This window comes from Bradyrhizobium sp. USDA 3650, from assembly GCF_054057395.1.
The window spans coordinates 1,776,593-1,792,516 of record NZ_JBSRZG010000001.1 but is presented as its reverse complement, the minus strand read 5'-3'; the positions used below and the strand labels follow the sequence as shown (position 1 = coordinate 1,792,516).

General features: G+C 62.8%; 14 protein-coding genes. 7 read left to right on the top strand and 7 right to left on the bottom strand.

The window, feature by feature from the left end; genetic code table 11:
• Positions 1–40 precede the first annotated feature (40 nt).
• Complete coding sequence (locus ACVIN2_RS08555; protein ID WP_456765263.1) at positions 41–1,621, bottom strand: fatty acid--CoA ligase; 1,581 nt, start codon at positions 1,619–1,621, stop codon at positions 41–43.
• A 219-nt stretch (positions 1,622–1,840) separates the two neighbouring features.
• A complete protein-coding gene (locus ACVIN2_RS08550; protein WP_456765262.1) occupies positions 1,841–2,713 on the bottom strand; it encodes an SDR family oxidoreductase in 873 nt (290 codons plus the stop codon).
• A 116-nt stretch (positions 2,714–2,829) separates the two neighbouring features.
• Here ACVIN2_RS08550 and ACVIN2_RS08545 point away from each other — a divergent pair, with 116 nt between their 5' ends.
• The 3 genes from ACVIN2_RS08545 (at position 2,830) to ACVIN2_RS08535 (ending at position 5,926) form a co-directional block, all read left to right on the top strand.
• On the top strand, positions 2,830–3,639 hold the full coding sequence (locus tag ACVIN2_RS08545) for a crotonase/enoyl-CoA hydratase family protein (protein WP_456765261.1): 810 nt from the start codon (positions 2,830–2,832) through the stop codon (positions 3,637–3,639).
• Positions 3,640–3,805: 166 nt separating this feature from the next.
• Entirely contained in the window at positions 3,806–5,350 is a 1,545-nt protein-coding gene (locus ACVIN2_RS08540) for an acyl-CoA synthetase (protein WP_456765260.1), read from the top strand.
• 171 nt (positions 5,351–5,521) lie between these two features.
• Positions 5,522–5,926: a YccF domain-containing protein gene (locus ACVIN2_RS08535; protein WP_275170561.1), complete on the top strand. Its 405-nt coding sequence runs from the start codon at positions 5,522–5,524 to the stop codon at positions 5,924–5,926.
• A gap of 296 nt (positions 5,927–6,222) precedes the next feature.
• Here the strand turns inward: ACVIN2_RS08535 and ACVIN2_RS08530 are convergent, their stop codons facing one another.
• Entirely contained in the window at positions 6,223–6,423 is a 201-nt protein-coding gene (locus ACVIN2_RS08530) for a hypothetical protein (protein ID WP_456765259.1), read from the bottom strand.
• A 59-nt stretch (positions 6,424–6,482) separates the two neighbouring features.
• Between ACVIN2_RS08530 and ACVIN2_RS08525 the strand changes: the two genes are divergently transcribed.
• Both ACVIN2_RS08525 and ACVIN2_RS08520 read left to right on the top strand, forming a co-directional pair.
• Complete coding sequence (locus ACVIN2_RS08525) at positions 6,483–6,632, top strand: hypothetical protein (RefSeq protein WP_456765258.1); 150 nt, start codon at positions 6,483–6,485, stop codon at positions 6,630–6,632.
• 259 nt (positions 6,633–6,891) lie between these two features.
• The gene (locus ACVIN2_RS08520; protein WP_456765257.1) at positions 6,892–7,266 is read left to right on the top strand and encodes a hypothetical protein; all 375 of its coding nucleotides are present in this window, start codon (positions 6,892–6,894) and stop codon (positions 7,264–7,266) included.
• A gap of 440 nt (positions 7,267–7,706) precedes the next feature.
• Here the strand turns inward: ACVIN2_RS08520 and ACVIN2_RS08515 are convergent, their stop codons facing one another.
• Positions 7,707–8,330 (bottom strand): TetR/AcrR family transcriptional regulator, encoded by a 624-nt coding sequence (locus tag ACVIN2_RS08515; protein WP_456765256.1) that lies wholly within the window; start codon positions 8,328–8,330, stop codon positions 7,707–7,709.
• Between the two features lie 125 nt (positions 8,331–8,455).
• Between ACVIN2_RS08515 and ACVIN2_RS08510 the strand changes: the two genes are divergently transcribed.
• On the top strand, positions 8,456–9,334 hold the full coding sequence (locus tag ACVIN2_RS08510) for an SDR family oxidoreductase (protein ID WP_456765255.1): 879 nt from the start codon (positions 8,456–8,458) through the stop codon (positions 9,332–9,334).
• Between the two features lie 243 nt (positions 9,335–9,577).
• Here ACVIN2_RS08510 and ACVIN2_RS08505 read toward each other — a convergent pair whose 3' ends face one another.
• Positions 9,578–9,796, bottom strand: a complete 219-nt coding sequence (locus tag ACVIN2_RS08505; RefSeq protein ID WP_027516815.1) for a hypothetical protein — start codon at positions 9,794–9,796, stop codon at positions 9,578–9,580.
• Positions 9,797–10,724: 928 nt separating this feature from the next.
• Here ACVIN2_RS08505 and ppc point away from each other — a divergent pair.
• Positions 10,725–13,514 (top strand): phosphoenolpyruvate carboxylase, encoded by a 2,790-nt coding sequence (gene ppc / locus ACVIN2_RS08500; RefSeq protein ID WP_456765254.1) that lies wholly within the window; start codon positions 10,725–10,727, stop codon positions 13,512–13,514.
• Between the two features lie 130 nt (positions 13,515–13,644).
• Here the strand turns inward: ppc and ACVIN2_RS08495 are convergent, their stop codons facing one another.
• Positions 13,645–14,757: an SMP-30/gluconolactonase/LRE family protein gene (locus tag ACVIN2_RS08495; RefSeq protein WP_456765253.1), complete on the bottom strand. Its 1,113-nt coding sequence runs from the start codon at positions 14,755–14,757 to the stop codon at positions 13,645–13,647.
• Between the two features lie 130 nt (positions 14,758–14,887).
• Positions 14,888–15,802: an SDR family oxidoreductase gene (locus tag ACVIN2_RS08490; RefSeq protein WP_247288650.1), complete on the bottom strand. Its 915-nt coding sequence runs from the start codon at positions 15,800–15,802 to the stop codon at positions 14,888–14,890.
• Positions 15,803–15,924 lie beyond the last annotated feature (122 nt).

Below are 15,924 nucleotides of genomic sequence, written 5' to 3'. Positions count from 1 at the left end.
CGCTTCGCTGCGCTACGCTTGTCCAGGACGACGAGGCTAGCTAATTCACCCTTCTATCCTTCCCTGCCCAATACGGCTCCCTCAATTGCCGCCGCAGAATCTTGCCTGACGGATTCCTCGGCAGCGCCGGCAAAAACTCCACGCTCTTCGGCGTCTTGAAGCCGGCGATACGCTCGCGGGTGAAGTTGATGATGTCGGTGGCGGTCGCCTGCTTGCCGGGCTTCATCACCACGACGGCCTTCACCGCCTCGCCCCATTTGTCGTCGGGGATGCCGATCACGGCAGCTTCCGCGACGTCGGGATGATCGCACAGCGCGCTCTCGACCTCGGCCGGGTAGATGTTCTCGCCGCCAGAGATGATCATGTCCTTGATGCGGTCGTGGATGTAGAGATAGCCGTCTTCGTCCATGTAGCCGGCATCACCCGTGCGCAGCCAGCCGTCTTCGCGCAGCGTCGCGGCGGTCGCTTCCGGCAGGTTCCAGTAGCCGGCCATGTTGGAGCCCGAGCGCGTGGCGATCTCGCCGACCTCGCGCGGCGGCAGCGGCTTGCCGTCGACATCGAGGATCGCGATCTCGATGCCCGGCAGCGCCCTGCCGGCCGAGCGCATCCGCTCCAGCCCCTCGACATGATCTTCCGGCGGCAATGCGACGATGGTGCCGGTGGTCTCCGTCATGCCGTACATCTGCACAAAACCGCATTTAAAGATCTCGATGCATTCCTTCAGCAGCGCGGCCGGAATGGGGGAGGCGCCGTACAGCATGTATTTCAATCGGGAGAAATCGACAGTCCTCGCGCGCGGCTGCCGCACGACGAACTGCATCGCGGCGGGCACCATGAACAGCTTTGTGATGCCTGATAGCTCGAAGAAGTCCAGCACCTTGGTCGGATCGAACTCGCGCGCGATCACGCCGCGGGCGCCGTGGTAGAGTCCCATCACGCCCCAGCCGGAGCCGCCGATGTGGAAGATCGGCATCGCGACCAGCGACACGTCGTCGGTCGACCACCGGTTCCACTCGGGTTTGTCCTCGGCATTGCCGGTTTGCACGAGGTTGAGGAAGTTCGCATGCGACAGCATCGCGCCCTTCGGCTTGCCTGTCGTACCCGACGTATAGAGCTGGATCGCGATGTCCCGGGTCGCGATCGGCACCTTGGGATCGTCGCCACTCTGTGCATCGCGCCACGCCGCAAAGTCCTGCCATTCCGGTGCGCCGCCTTCGGTGGTGATGACGCTACGCACGCCCGGCAACTGGTCCTTGATCTGGCGGACCTGGGTGATGAACTCAGGTCCCACGAACAGCACCGGCGCCTTGCAATCGCTCACGATGAAGGCGACCTCGGGGCCCGCGAGCCGCCAGTTCACCGGCGCCATCACCATGCCGGCCTTCATCGCGCCCATCAGCAGCTCGAAATAGATGTCGCTGTTCTTGCCGAGATAGGCGATGCGCTCGCCCTTGTTCACACCCATCGCGATCAGCGCATTGGCGACGCGATTGGTCTTGATGTCGAATTCGGCGAAGCTGGTGACACGACCTTCGAACTCGAAGGCGATCGCATTGCCGCGGCTCTTGGCGCGCTCGCGCACCATGTCGGCGAGGTCAGCCAATGGCTGTGTGGTGGACATGTCTCTCCCGTGACGTCTTGTTTTTATGGTGCGGAGTGTGGCGTCATCCGCGGGCGATGACAAGACGGGAGAGGGTCGTTCGCTCTCTCAACATTGTCGTCCCGGCGAAGGCCGGGATCCATAGCCACAAAACGCAATTTGGCGAAGACTGGTCATGACCAATCTTCGCCAAAAAACATTCGGTGGTAATGGGTCCTGGCTTTCGCCAGGACGACTACGTCACCCCCGCTTCGCCCGATCCTTTTCATTCTGCGCCATGATGCTCTCGCGCGCGGTTTTCCAGTCGTCGTCGCTCCAGTCGCGGAGCTGGTAGAAATTGCCGCCCATGGCGAGCGCCTGTGCGCCGTCCATGGCGATGGTCTCGCCGCTGATCCAGTCGCAACCGCCGGAAATCAGGAACACCGCGACGTTCTGCAATTCCTCCATGGTGCCGACGCGGCCCATCGGGTTCATCGCCTTGGTGCGCGCGCCGGCCTCATCACCCGGCTTGATACGCTTGCTCATGCCCTCGGTCGGGATCTCACCCGGCGCGATCGTGTTCAGCCGGATGCCGTAGCGGCCCCATTCGGTCGCAAGCGACATCGTCATGGCATGGATCGCCGACTTGCTCATCGCCGACGGCACCACGTAAGGCGAGCCGTTGCGCACCCAGGTCGTGGTGATCGAGACGACGTTGCCGGGCTGCTTCAACGCGATCCAGCGCTTGCCGACCGCCTGCGTCACGTAGAACGTGCCGTGCATGACGATGTTGGCGACGGCGTCGAAGCCGCGCGGCGACAGCTCCTCGCTGCGCGAGATGAAATTCCCGGCGGCGTTGTTGATGAGGTCGGTGAGGGGGCCGTCGCGAAAGATGGTCTCGATCATCTCCTCGACCGCGAGCGCGTTGCGGATATCGACGCCGTGGCTGGTGACGCGGCCGCCATACTCGGCCATCAGCTCGGTCGCGGTTTCGTCGCAGACGATCTTGCGCCGGCCGCAGATGTGCACCTCTGCGCCGAGCTGCAGGAAGCGCGCCGCCATCGACTTGCCGAGCCCGGTGCCGCCGCCGGTCACGAGGATGCGTCGTCCCGCCAGAAGATTTTCCTTGAACATGGCTGTTTCCCCGGTCGCGATTGTCGGTTAATTGATCAATTGACTAAATCCGGCTGCCGTCGTCCTGTAAAGCGGCACCGAACAAGAACAGCAGGGAACCAGGGGAGAATTCATCCATGGAAGAGCGCGTCTCGATCTCGATCTCGGAAGGCGTCGCCGACGTGCGCCTAGTGCGCGCGGACAAGATGAATGCGCTGGATCAGGCCATGTTCGAGGCCCTTGTCGCCGCAACCGATCGGCTTTCGAAGGAAAAAGGTGTGCGCGCCGTCGTCCTGTCCGGTGAGGGCCGCGCCTTCTGCGCCGGTCTCGACATGGGGCGTTTTGCCGCCATGAAAGAGAAGGGCGGCAACGGAATTCCGGGTGGCGAAAATCGCGATCTCACCAAGCGCACGCACGGCCAAGCGAATTTTGCGCAACAGGCAGTGTGGGGCTGGCGACAGCTTCCCGTGCCGGTGATCGCCGCGATCCAGGGCGTCGCCTTCGGCGGCGGCTTCCAGCTCGCGCTCGGTGCCGACATGCGCTTCCTCACCCCGGATGCGCGGATGTCGGTGATGGAAATCAAATGGGGTCTGGTGCCCGACATGGCGGGCACGCCGATCCTGGCCTCGCTCGTGCGCGACGACGTCTTGCGCGATCTCACCTACACCGGCCGCATCTTCTCCGCGCAGGAGGCGATGGCTTACGGTCTCGCTACGCGCATCTGCGACGACCCGCGCGGGAGCGCCCTCGACGTCGCGCGCGAGATCGCGGGAAAAAGCCCCGATGCGATCCGCGCCGCGAAACGCATGCTCAACAATCTCTCGGTCGATCCGGGCCCCGCGCTACTCGCCGAGTCCGTCGAGCAGCAGAAGTTGATCGGCAGCGCGAACCAGACCGAGGCGGTGCGTGCCAATCTGGAGAAGCGCGCGCCGAAGTTTGCGGACTGACAAACTCTCCGTCATGGCCGGGCAAAAGCGCGAAGCGCGTCTTCGCGCTAGATGTCCCGGCCATCCACGTTCTTGGTACGAAGCGGCAAGCAAGAACGTGGATCACCGGGACAAGCCCGGTGATGACGACTAACGGACATCGTCGCTAAACAACAAAGAAAAACAAATGAGCGAAACGTCAAATTTCCTCGGCATCGTCTCCGGCGGGCGCAGCCGCTCCCATGCCGAGGTTGCTGATCGTGCCGACCGCATCGCGAGCGGTCTCAGCCAGATCGGCGTCAGGCAGGGCGATTGCGTCTGCATGCTGATGCGCAACGACATCGCCTTCGTCGAAGCCGCTTACGCCGCGATGCGGCTGGGCGCCTATGGCGTGCCGATCAACTGGCACTTCAAGCCGGAGGAGATCAATTACATCCTGAACGATACCGGCACCTCCGTGCTGATCGGCCATGCCGACATGCTGCATGCCTTGCGCGATGCGATCCCGAAAGGCGTCACCGTGCTCAGCGTGCCGACGCCTCCGGAGATCCTGTCCAGCTACAAGATCGATCCCGATCATCTGAAGACGCCGGACTTTGCGATCGATTTCGAATCCTGGCTTGCGCGATTCCAGCCCTATGACGGCCCGATCGTGCCGCAGCCCATGAACATGATCTACACCTCGGGGACGACAGGCCATCCCAAGGGCGTACGGCGCAATGCACCGACGCCGGAACAGGCGGCCGCCGGCGAGCGCATGCGCGCGATGATCTACGGGCTGAAGCCCGGCGCCCGCACGATCCTGCCGGGTCCACTCTATCACTCCGCGCCGAACTCGTTCGGCATCCGCGCCGGCAAGCTTGGCGGCGCACTGGTGCTGATGCCCCGCTTCGAGCCCGAGGAATTTCTCCAGCTGATCGAGCGCTTTGAGATCGACACCATCTTCATGGTGCCGACCATGTTCATCCGCCTGATGAAGCTGCCGGAGAACGTGCGCAAGCAATACGACGTCTCCTCGCTGCGCCACATCATTCACGCCGCAGCGCCTTGTCCGGCGGACGTCAAGCGCGCCATGATCGAATGGTGGGGGCCGGTGATCTACGAATTCTACGGCTCGACCGAATCCAGCGCCGTCACCTTCGCGACCTCCGAGGACGCGCTGAGGAAGCCCGGCACCGTCGGCAAGATATCGCCCGGCGCCGAGCTACGCTTCATCGGCGATGACGGACGCGTGCTGGGCGTGGGCGAGATCGGCGAGATCTATTCGCGCATGGCAGGGATGGCCGACTTCACCTACCACAACAAGCCGGAGAAGCGCGCCGAGATCGATCGCGACGGCTTCATCACCTCGGGCGACGTCGGCTATATCGACGAAGAGGGCTACGTCTTCATCTGCGACCGCAAGCGCGACATGGTGATCTCGGGCGGCGTCAACATCTATCCGGCCGAGATCGAATCGGTGCTGCATGCCGTCCCCGGCGTGCATGATTGCGCGGTGTTCGGCATCCCCGATGCCGAGTTCGGCGAAGCCTTGATGGCCGTGGTCGAGCCGCAGCCGGGAATCGCGCTCGACGCCGGTGATATCCGCGCGCGGCTGAAGGCGTCGCTCGCCGACTACAAAGTCCCAAAGCACATCGAGATCCGCGCCGGGCTGCCGCGCGAAGATTCCGGCAAGATCTTCAAGCGCCGCCTGCGCGATCCCTATTGGGAGCAGGCGGGGCGGAAGATCTGACGGTACGTAGTGCGTAGCCCGGGTGAGCGAAGCGATACCCGGGATAATAAGATCCGGATGTCGCTTCGCTCATCCGGGCTACACGAGCCCGCGAATACGTGAGCGGCTTCATGGACCGCAACCTCGCTCATCGTGCTATATAGACGGGATCATCGTCTCGCGGATCATCCCATGGCTCCCGTTTCCATCCTGCTCAACCTGCTCTGGATCCTCATCGGCGGCGCCTGGATGGCGCTCGGCTGGCTGGTCGCCGCGGTCATCATGGCGATCACGATCATCGGCCTGCCCTGGGCGCGGGCGGCGTTCAACATCGCAGTCTACACGCTGATGCCGTTCGGCTCGCGGGCGGTCAACCGCTATGAGGTCACCGGTGTCGAGGATATCGGCACCGGCCCGCTCGGGGTGATCGGCAACATCATCTGGTTCGTGCTGGCCGGCTGGTGGCTGGCGCTCGGCCATCTGCTCACCGCCCTGGCCCTCGCGATCACCATCATCGGCATCCCCTTCGCCTGGGCCCATCTGAAGCTCGCAGGCATCGCGCTCTGGCCGATCGGCAAGGTGATCGTACCGGCTTAGGGGAGCTTGTAAGCGTCCCTGCGGCACATCCTTCGAGACGCCCGCCGCTGGCGGGCCCTCAGGATGAGGGCGGAGCAGGTGGCTGCACCTGCAACGAATCCCGACGCAGCTCAGCCTCATCCTGAGGAGACCGCGAAGCGGTCGTCTCGAAGGACGAGGCGCTTGCTCAGCTCGTAGAATGGGTAGAGCGCCAGCGAAACCCATCAAGCCGGAAGCATGCTGAGTTTCGCAAGGGTCAAGCTATCCTGCCCGTGCTGCTTTCAACGTGGCATCAGTATCCCGCCCTCCGCAATGCGTTAAATTTCATTGCAACTTTTTCCCGGCTTCATTGTTGAAGAACGGGAGCGAACGCGGCCGTAATGTGCCGCGGCTGACTGGCCCTTGGTTTCATTCTTATCGGGAGGCGATTGCATGAAGTGGCTTTGCTTGGTCGGCGTTGTGGCGGGAGCCGTTGCTTCGATACCTTCACCTTCTGCTTCGGCGATGCCCGTTGCCAAGCCGGACGCACTGGGCGCGTCTCAGACTGACACCATCGAGGTCAAGGGCGGCCACGGACATGGCGGTGGCCACGGGTGGGGTCATCGCGGCGGCCGTGGTCATCATTACGGTTGGGGCAGAGGCCGAGGCCATCATTATGGCTGGCGGCACCATCACCACTGGTAAGCGTCAGTTTTGTCCCGAGATCGGAGTTGGTGATCACGTTTAATTCGGACCGCGAATCACATCCGGGAGCTTGATCACCAACTAAGCTCGCAGGATGGGTAGAGTGTCAGCGAAACCCATCACCGTCCGTCGATGCCGATGCGGGATGCTTTCGCAAGGGCTCTACCCGTCCTGGCCGTTGCGCCGGCTCATGACCCGAAACGGCCACAATACATCCTTCAACTCAGCGGCGGAACACGTGAGTTGCTGCATGTAAGGTTGCGAGGGTCGGTGGGCTCAATGAATATCGAACGATTGTCCTCATGTTCGTTCTAGCGGTGTTGCCGTCTGATATATGGGCCCAGTCATCGGATCACATCATACCGGAAACGTCGCCGCTTCTCTGGCGTGACGGTTATGTCAACTGGCGGGGCAAACTCGTAAAGCCGGATTGGCAGGTGATGAGCGCCGACGACGGCACTCAATTCGCAGTTGATTTGAGCAAGAAGGCCGCCCATTACGTCACCGCATACATCATGGACGGCGAAATTTTCAACAAGAGCAATCTGTTCGAGCTTCACTTTGACTGTGCCGCCAAGGTCTCCGAGGTAATGACCAATATGGACCTGAAGCGCGCTCAAGCCTTGCTATCGAAGGTGCATCAATTGGTCTGCGACGAAGCGCGAAAAACTCTCTGATGAGTTTTGCTTGAACGCCTGGGGAGCCAGTCCATTGAGAGCAGCTATTTTGATCTTGCTTCTGACGTTGTCGCCGCTGTTATCCGCGCAGGCGCACAGTGAAGAGCCGCCATCGGTTTCCGGCTTCCGCACTTGTGTGCGTAGCCATGCACATGATGCGCAAGCGGCGGGGGTTCGGACACTTGAGGACGCCGCAAGCTACGCGATGAGGGCGTGTCTGCCGCTGTTTGGGATTTTCCTTGACCCCAACGCCTCCTCGAAAGGAAAGGTCGCCGAGGAAGCGCTACCACCCGGAATCTTTCGCGCAGTCCTCAGGGAGGAATGGGGCAATTTTCTTGGGCAGAGAAACAGTCCATAGCCCGCTGGATGGGTAGGCGAAGCGAAACCTATCAGTCCGTTTGCCGATGCCGAAGCATGATGGGTTTCGCAAAGGCTCCAGATTAAGACGACGAGACGATCCCTTTTTCCAGCAACACTCTGGCTGCCTCGCGATTAGCCTGGACGATGGCGGGATCACGCGTTGACTGTGCGATCACGAGCGAGCCTTCAAACAGCGACAGGATCTGGATCACGGCCCTTTCGGGTTTGCTCAATGACAACGGCTCAATGAGTGACGCAACGAAGTCGTGCAACTTTGTAAAATACGCTGCGATGGTCCCCTCTACGCCCGGCGAGTTTGCCTCCGGGCCGAATTCGGCCATGCCTTTCGCGAACGGACAGCCGCGGAACGAAGGCGAAAGGAGCGGTTGTTCGAGTGCGTCGAAAACAGCGAGAACGCGTTCCACTGGCGTGAGACCGGCTCGCTCGGTGGAGGTCGAAAGCATCTGAAACCAGACGGCGCTCTTGTAGCGCAGGTAGGTGGCGATGAGGTCGGCCTTCGAGGGAAAGTGCTTGTAGAACGTCATCTTGGCCACGCCGCTTTCGGCGATGATCCGGTCGATTCCGACAGAGTTGATGCTGAACCGGTAAAACAGGTCTGACGCCGTCTTCAAAATGCGCTCGCGCGGGGCGAGCGCATCGAGCGGTTGAATATCCACGTCCACGAAATCAAGCACCGTGCCCATCGATGGTCCTTAACCCAGCCGTTTGCGTCACTGGACAGACTATTCTGTCAATTTAGAGATTGCAAAGACATACAGGTCTGTCTATAGCTTCCGTCGTCCATTGGATTTCAGAGAAAGATCGTGAGATGAGCGGAAAAGTTGTGGTCGTGACGGGTGCGAGCAGTGGTTTTGGAAAACTCACCGCCTTGGAACTCGCAAAGCGGGGTCACACGGTGATCGCTGCCATGCGCGAAGTCGCAGGGAGAAATAGCCGTGCTCGCGACGAGCTTGTCGAAGCGGCGAAGGCCGAAGGGGGTGCGCTCCAGGTCCTCGAGATGGACGTTGCCGACGAACAATCCGTCAACACCGCGATCGCGGCTGTCATCCGGCAGCACGGCAGGGTCGATGCCCTGGTCAACAACGCGGGAATGATGCCCGTCGGCGTCACGGAAGCTTATACCGTCAAGGATATCGAAGCGCAGTTCGCCGTGAACTTCTTCGGCGCCGTTCGCACCGATCGTGCCGTTCTGCCGCACATGCGGGCCGCCGGCAGCGGCGTCCTCATCCACGTCACGTCGCTCATGGGTCGGGTGGTCTTCCCATTCTTCGGTGTCTATTCCGCCAGCAAGTTCGCGCTCGAAGCCCTCGCGGAAGCCTACCGCTACGAGCTTTCGAGTTTCGGCGTGGATTCGGTCATCGTCGAGCCAGGCCCGTTCCCGAGCAACCTTCTTCCATCCAGCCCTGAACCATCCGACCAGGCCGTGCTGAAAACCTATGGCGGTGTTGCGGCGATCCCAGGTCAGATCAAGCAGCACTCCAACGATGGAAACGATCCGCAGAATCCGCCACAGCCCCAGCGCGTCGCGAATGCAATCGTGCAGCTGGTCGAGGCCACGGAACGGCGGCCTCTGCGGACGGTCGTGATGCCCGAAGGCATGGATTTCGGTGTCGAGCGCCTGAACGAGGCCGTCGCCCCGATCCAGAACGATCTCCTCCGCGCGCTCGGCATGGCGAGCATGATTTGACGGGAAGGCGATAAGCACACTGTCAGTTCGTAGGAAGGATAGAGCGTGAGCGAAACTCATCAATCCGTCCGCCGATGACGGGGCATGATGGGTTTCGCAACGGCTCAACCCACCCTACGCGCTGCAATTTCAACGAAACCCGACGTGGCTCAGCCTCATCCTGAGGAGACCGCGAAGCGGTCGTCTCGAAGGACGAGGCGCTTGCTCAGCTCGTAGGACGGGTAGAGCGCATGCGAGAACGTTCTACCTTGAACGACGCGCGACTTGGATTGCTGTATCGATCAGAGATGCTGCAACTTCCTTGCCGAACGTGTTGATGGTGATTGGACCGTCATCGGGCACGCTAACATCAAAGAGCACACCCCCGTCGTCCGAAAGGATTTCCATACGAATGCCGTCAAAGTCGACATCGCTCGCCCATCGATATTTCACAGTTCGGTTCTCGACTGTCAGCGTTCCCATGCTGAGTGCTTATCAAAATGCGCGATTCAAGCAAATCCGTGGGGGACGGGCCGCTTGGAAATGGCAGAGTGGGAGATTGCAGCTTCACAGTACCAGAGCCGACACACGCTCAGGCACCGCGTCCACCATCCCTCGCGCTGCCTGACGGGCAAAACACGCCACATGCAGGTCAAGCACAAGACCGTCTAATATTCTGATTGACCGAATTCATCTCTTCGGGTAAACCGCAAAGCATCCCGGCCCGCTAAAAAGGGCGTTTCGCGATCGTCACGATACGTGAGCCGGGACGCGATGGACGCGGCAGCGCCGGCGCGTGACGAGGTGGCAGGGCGGGCTATGCCCGTGAGCCATCGCGACCCGCGCGAACGACCCGGCGCGGTCACAGCGGTTCTTTTCGGCTTCGGTGGCGAGCACGCGCAAGCTTCCGGAGCTCCGGGGAGGGACGTCCGCGGACGGCAAAAGCGTGTGGTCCTGACGCCCGGGGGTCTGTGCGTCAAGGCTTGCGGTGATGTGCGGCCCGACCGGGTGCGCGCATCGATCATCCGCAAGGCGACGGGGGCAATAGTGCATCGCTCCCCGGGGAGAGCGCGCCATAAGCCGTAAAACCATTGCGCAGGGAAGGCCGGATGTTCCGGCATCACCTGTGGTCACCCCCGCGTGCGTTTTTCGCGTGCGGACCCTGGGTGCCAGCCGGCGCCCGGCCTTCCCTGCGCCCTTTCTTTGCGATGAGGGCGAAACGGACAGCAAAACTCGGGCGCTCGCGCCGCGAGACCGCGAATGTATGTCTGCGCCCGTCAGCAAGGCGCATTCCCGCCCATGATCGGTGATGTTGCCGCGCCGCCCCCAACTTCATCTTGCGCTGCGGCAAAAAACTTGCACACTCGGCTGAGCCGGGCAGTCAAGTGAGCTCGACAAGGGGAGCGAGCCAATGTCCCTCCAGACCATATCGTCCGACAGCGCCGACCAACGCCCCAACCGCCCCGAGGATGTCCTGGCGCTGGAGGCAGATGCGCGGCTGCGGGACGATATCCGCCTGCTCGGGCGCATCCTCGGCGACACCGTGCGCGACCAGGAGGGGCCTGAATTGTTCGATCTGGTCGAGCGCATCCGGCAGACCTCGATCCGATTCCACCGCGACGAGGACCGGCTCGCCCGCCGCGAGCTCGAGCAGATCCTCGACAGCATGTCGACCTCGGAGACGGTGCGGATCGTCCGCGCCTTCAGCTATTTCTCCCACCTCGCCAACATCGCCGAGGATCAGAACAACATCCGTCAGATGCGCGCCAACAAAGGCGGCGGCTCCGGCGTGCTGGCCGAGACGCTTGCCCATGCCAGGGCTGCGGGCATCGGCGCCGATGCCCTGCGCAACTTCTTCAAGAGCGCGCTGGTCAGCCCGGTGCTGACCGCGCATCCGACCGAGGTCCGCCGCAAGAGCACGATGGACCGCGAGATGGAGGTAGCTAGCCTGCTCGATCGTCGCGAGCGCGTCGCGTTGACGGCGGAGGAGGCCGCCGCAAGCGACGAGCAGCTCCGCCGCGAGGTATTGACGCTGTGGCAGACCAATCTGCTGCGCCGGACCAAGCTCACCGTGCTCGACGAGGTCGCCAACGGCTTGTCGTTCTACGATTACACGTTTCTGCGCGAGGTGCCGCGGCTGGTCAATACGCTGGAGGACCGGCTGGAGGAGGGCGGCGAGCCGGCGGCTGGCGAGCTCGCCTCGTTCCTGCGCATGGGCAGCTGGATCGGCGGCGACCGCGACGGCAATCCCTTCGTCACCGCCGACGTGATGCGCGGCACGCTGCGGCTGCAGTCGAGCCGGGTGATGCAGTTCTATCTCAATGAGCTGCACGTGCTCGGCTCCGAGCTCTCGATCGCGGCGCATCTCGCCGACGTCTCCGAGGAGCTGCGCACGCTGGCGGAGCGCTCGCCCGATACCTCGCCGCACCGGAGCGGCGAGCCCTATCGTCTTGCGGTCTCCGGCATCTATGCGCGCCTGACTGCAACGGCCGAAATGCTTCAGGTCGAGATCACGCGCCGACCGGTCGGCAAGGGCGCGCCGTATGACAGCGTCGGGGAGCTCAAGGCCGATCTCGACGTGCTGCACCGCTCGCTGATCTCCAACAACGCCGGCGTCATCGCCCGCGGCCGGCTGCGGCTGCTGCGGCGTGCGGTGGACTGCTTCGGCTTCCATCTGGCGCGGCTGGACATCCGCCAGAACTCTGCGGTGCACGAGCGCACCATCGCCGAGCTGATGGACGCCGCCAATCCCGGCATGTCCTATCTCGCGCTCGGCGAGGACGCGCGCATCTCGCTGCTCACCAACGAGCTGCGCTCGACGCGTTCGCTGGTGTCGCCGTTCGTCAAGTACAGCGACGAGACCATGGGCGAGCTCAATGTCTTCCATGCGGCCGCGGAGGCGCATGCGAAGTTCGGCTCGGATGCCATCCCCCAATGCATCATCTCGATGTGCAAGAGCATGTCCGACATGCTCGAGGTCGCGGTGCTCTTGAAAGAGGTCGGCCTCGTCCATCCCTCCGGGCGCAGCGCCATCAATATCGTGCCGCTGTTCGAGACCATCGAGGATCTGCAGGCGTCCTCCACCATCATGGACCGCATGCTGTCGCTGCATGATTACCGCCGGCTGGTCGACAGCCGCGGCAGCGTGCAGGAGGTCATGCTGGGCTATTCCGATTCGAACAAGGATGGCGGCTTCGTCACCTCGGGCTGGGAGCTCTACAAGGCCGAGATCGGCCTCGTCGACGTGTTCGAGCGCCACGGCGTGCGCCTGCGTCTGTTCCATGGCCGCGGCGGTTCGGTCGGCCGCGGCGGCGGCCCGAGCTACGATGCCATCATCGCCCAGCCCGGCGGCGCGGTGAACGGCCAGATCCGCATCACCGAGCAGGGCGAGATCATCTCGTCGAAATATTCCAACGCCGAAGTCGGCCGCAACAATCTGGAGATCCTTGCCGCCGCGACGCTGGAGGCGAGCCTGCTGCATCCGCGCCAGAGCGCGCCGCGCCGCGAATATCTGACCGCGATGGACGAGCTTTCAAGTCTCGCCTTCAAGGCCTACCGCGGCCTCGTCTACGAGACCGACGGCTTCGTCGATTATTTCTGGGCGTCCACCGTCATCAACGAGATCGCGACGCTCAACATCGGCAGCCGCCCGGCCTCGCGCAAGAAGACTCGCGCGATCGAGGACCTGCGGGCGATCCCCTGGGTATTCTCCTGGGCGCAATGTCGCCTGATGCTGCCCGGCTGGTACGGATTCGGCAGCGCGGTCGAGCAATGGATCGCGGAGCATCCCGACAAGGGCATGCCGTTCCTCAAGGAGCTCTACAAGGAATGGCCGTTCTTCCGCATGCTGTTGTCGAACATGGACATGGTGCTGGCGAAAAGCTCGATCGCGATCGCCTCGCGCTATGCCGAGCTCGTGCCCGACGAGGCGCTCCGCGAAAAGATCTTCGGCCGCATCCGCCGCGAATGGCATTCCTGCATCGAGACGCTGCTGGACATCATGGGCCAGGACCGGCTGCTTCAGGGCAACCCGCTGCTGGAGCGCTCGGTGCGTCACCGCTTCCCCTATCTCGACCCTCTCAACCACGTGCAGGTCGAGCTGCTGAAGGAGCACCGCGCGCAGAACCCGGACGAGCAGGTGCTGCGCGGGATTCAGCTCACGATCAACGGGATTTCGGCGGGGCTGAGGAATACGGGGTAGTTCACGGCGGCCACATCCTCAGCCGTCATGCCCGGGCTTGTCCCGGGCATCCACGTTCTCAGTGCTCCGCGTCAAGTCGTGGATGGCCGGGACAAGCCCGGCCATGACGCGTGGAGAGGGCGGTGTCCCCTCAACAGAAATGCGCGCCTTGCGTCTCCACATACACCGCATAGAGCGACTGGCTCGCGGTCATGAACAGGCGGTTGCGCTTCTTGCCCCCGAAGCAGACATTGGCGCAGGTCTCGGGAAGAAGGATCTGCCCGATGCGCGCGCCGTCGTTTGGCGCGAACACCTGCACGCCGTCATAGCCGGGTCCGACCCAGCCGGCGCCGACCCAGATGTTGCCCTCAGTGTCGACGCGCAGGCCGTCGGGGAAGCCTGACTTGCCGTCGAGCGTCATGTCGATCAGCTTCTTCGGGTTCGAAAGCTTCGCCCCATCGATGTCGTACGACCACACCACGTTCTTGGCTTCGGGATAATGCGTGATGCCGGTGTCGCAGACATAGAGCTTCTTGTAGTCGTGACTGAAAGCGATGCCGTTCGGCTTGAACGGCTCGTCGGCCACCTTCGCGACCTGGCCGCTCTGCGGATCAATGCGATAAACCGCTTCCTTCTGATGCGGCTGCAGCGAACCGGTATTGGCAAGCTTGCCCTCGTAGATACTGATCGCGCCGTAGCCGGGATCGGTGAACCAGATCGCCTTGTCGTTGGGATGCACCACCATGTCGTTCGGACCGTTGAGCGGCTTGCCGCCGGCCTGCTCGGCCAGCGTCGTCACCGAACCGTCGTGCTCGTAGCGGACGAGCCGGGTGCGCTCGGCGCTGAGCTGGCGCCCCTCGGTATCGAACGAATTGCCATTGGCCTCGTTCGACGGCTTGTGGAACTGCTCGGAGATGTGGCCGTCGTCGTCGAGGTAGCGCAGCTGCCGGTTGGCCGGGATGTCGCTCCAGACCAGATATTGCCCTTGCGCATTCCACGCCGGCCCTTCCGCCCACAGGCAGCCGGTATAGAGCCGCTTGATTGCGGTGTTGCCGACCTTGGCCTTGAAGCGCTTGGGATCGATGGCGATGATGTCAGGGTCGGGATAGCGCTGCGGCTCGGCGTTGGCGCCGAAGTCGCGGGCGTCCGCACGTGAGGCGAGCAGGGCGGATGCGGCGACGGTCGCGGCGCCCTTGAGCAGAGTGCGGCGGGCGAGGCCGCTGCTTGCAGTCGTGTCGTCGGAGTTGGTCAATATTCTTGTCATGGTTTCCTCCCAAAGTTGTGTTGGGAGGAAATGATCCGCCAGCAATCGGGCGTAAAGCGGAGCGATCTCCGGACTCAGATAGCCGGAGATCGCAGGGCAGAAATGCCGGAAATGCGGCCAGGCGGGATCCTTACACGGGATCCCACGGGAAGATGTCGGCGGAGCGGTCGAGCTTGTAGAACGAGCCCTTCAGCGCCGGCATGCCGTGTTCCGCGATCGATTGCGGCGTCCAACCTTCGCTCCGATGCACCGAGCGCAGCGGACGGTTCTGGCTGAACAGGAACAGCTCGTTCATGCGTGCGCCGAAGATCTGCCCGGAGACGTCCTTGGCGGCATCGGAGAGCAGATAGGCGCAGACCGGCGCGATCTTCTCCGGTCCCATCTGCTTGATCTTCTCGACCCGCGCCTTCTCGGCTTCGGTCTCGGTCGGGATGGTGCCGATCATGCGGGTCCAGGCGAACGGCGAGACGCAGTTGGAACGGACGTTGAAGCGACCCATGTCGAGCGCAATCGACTTCGACAGGCCGACGATGCCGAGCTTGGCGGCGGCGTAATTGGCTTGGCCAAAGTTGCCGATCAGGCCGGAGGTCGAGGTGAAGTGCACGAACGATCCGGACTCCTGCTCGCGGAAGATTCGCGCTGCGGCGTGGCTGACGTAGAACGAGCCCATCAAATGCACCTTGATGACGGCCTCGAACGCTTCCACGCTCATCTTGTGGAAGATCATGTCGCGCAGGATGCCGGCATTGTTGACCACGCCGTCGAGCCGGCCGAAATGATCGGTCGCGGTCTTCACGATCTTGCTCGCCGGGATGGCTTCGGCCACCGACTCGAAATTGGCGACGGCGGTGCCGCCGCGCTTCTTGATCTCCTCGACCACCTCCTCGGCGGGCGCGGCGCTGGTGCCGGCGCCGTCAGCGGCGACGCCGGGATCGTTGACGACGACCTTGGCACCCTCGCCAGCGCAGAGCAGCGCGATCTCCCGCCCGATGCCGCGGCCTGCGCCGGTGACGATGATGACCTTGTCTTGCAGTGATTTGCTCATGTGGATTCTCCTGTTGTCTTACCTCGCCCCGCTTGCGGGGAGAGGTCGGATCGCATCGAAGATGCGATCCGGGTGAGGGGGGGACTCTCCGCGAGTCAGAGTGTGTGGAAGCAGCCCCTCAC

Bases quoted from the DNA above. Each gene is read 5' to 3' on its own strand.
- ACVIN2_RS08555 (WP_456765263.1), bottom strand. From the start codon at position 1,621: ATGTCCACCACACAGCCATTGGCTGACCTCGCCGACATGGTGCGCGAG.
- ACVIN2_RS08550 (WP_456765262.1), bottom strand. From the start codon at position 2,713: ATGTTCAAGGAAAATCTTCTGGCGGGACGACGCATCCTCGTGACCGGC.
- ACVIN2_RS08545 (WP_456765261.1), top strand. From the start codon at position 2,830: ATGGAAGAGCGCGTCTCGATCTCGATCTCGGAAGGCGTCGCCGACGTG.
- ACVIN2_RS08540 (WP_456765260.1), top strand. From the start codon at position 3,806: ATGAGCGAAACGTCAAATTTCCTCGGCATCGTCTCCGGCGGGCGCAGC.
- ACVIN2_RS08535 (WP_275170561.1), top strand. From the start codon at position 5,522: ATGGCTCCCGTTTCCATCCTGCTCAACCTGCTCTGGATCCTCATCGGC.
- ACVIN2_RS08525 (WP_456765258.1), top strand. From the start codon at position 6,483: ATGGCGGTGGCCACGGGTGGGGTCATCGCGGCGGCCGTGGTCATCATT.
- ACVIN2_RS08520 (WP_456765257.1), top strand. From the start codon at position 6,892: ATGTTCGTTCTAGCGGTGTTGCCGTCTGATATATGGGCCCAGTCATCG.
- ACVIN2_RS08515 (WP_456765256.1), bottom strand. From the start codon at position 8,330: ATGGGCACGGTGCTTGATTTCGTGGACGTGGATATTCAACCGCTCGAT.
- ACVIN2_RS08510 (WP_456765255.1), top strand. From the start codon at position 8,456: ATGAGCGGAAAAGTTGTGGTCGTGACGGGTGCGAGCAGTGGTTTTGGA.
- ACVIN2_RS08505 (WP_027516815.1), bottom strand. From the start codon at position 9,796: ATGGGAACGCTGACAGTCGAGAACCGAACTGTGAAATATCGATGGGCG.
- ppc (WP_456765254.1), top strand. From the start codon at position 10,725: ATGTCCCTCCAGACCATATCGTCCGACAGCGCCGACCAACGCCCCAAC.
- ACVIN2_RS08495 (WP_456765253.1), bottom strand. From the start codon at position 14,757: ATGACAAGAATATTGACCAACTCCGACGACACGACTGCAAGCAGCGGC.
- ACVIN2_RS08490 (WP_247288650.1), bottom strand. From the start codon at position 15,802: ATGAGCAAATCACTGCAAGACAAGGTCATCATCGTCACCGGCGCAGGC.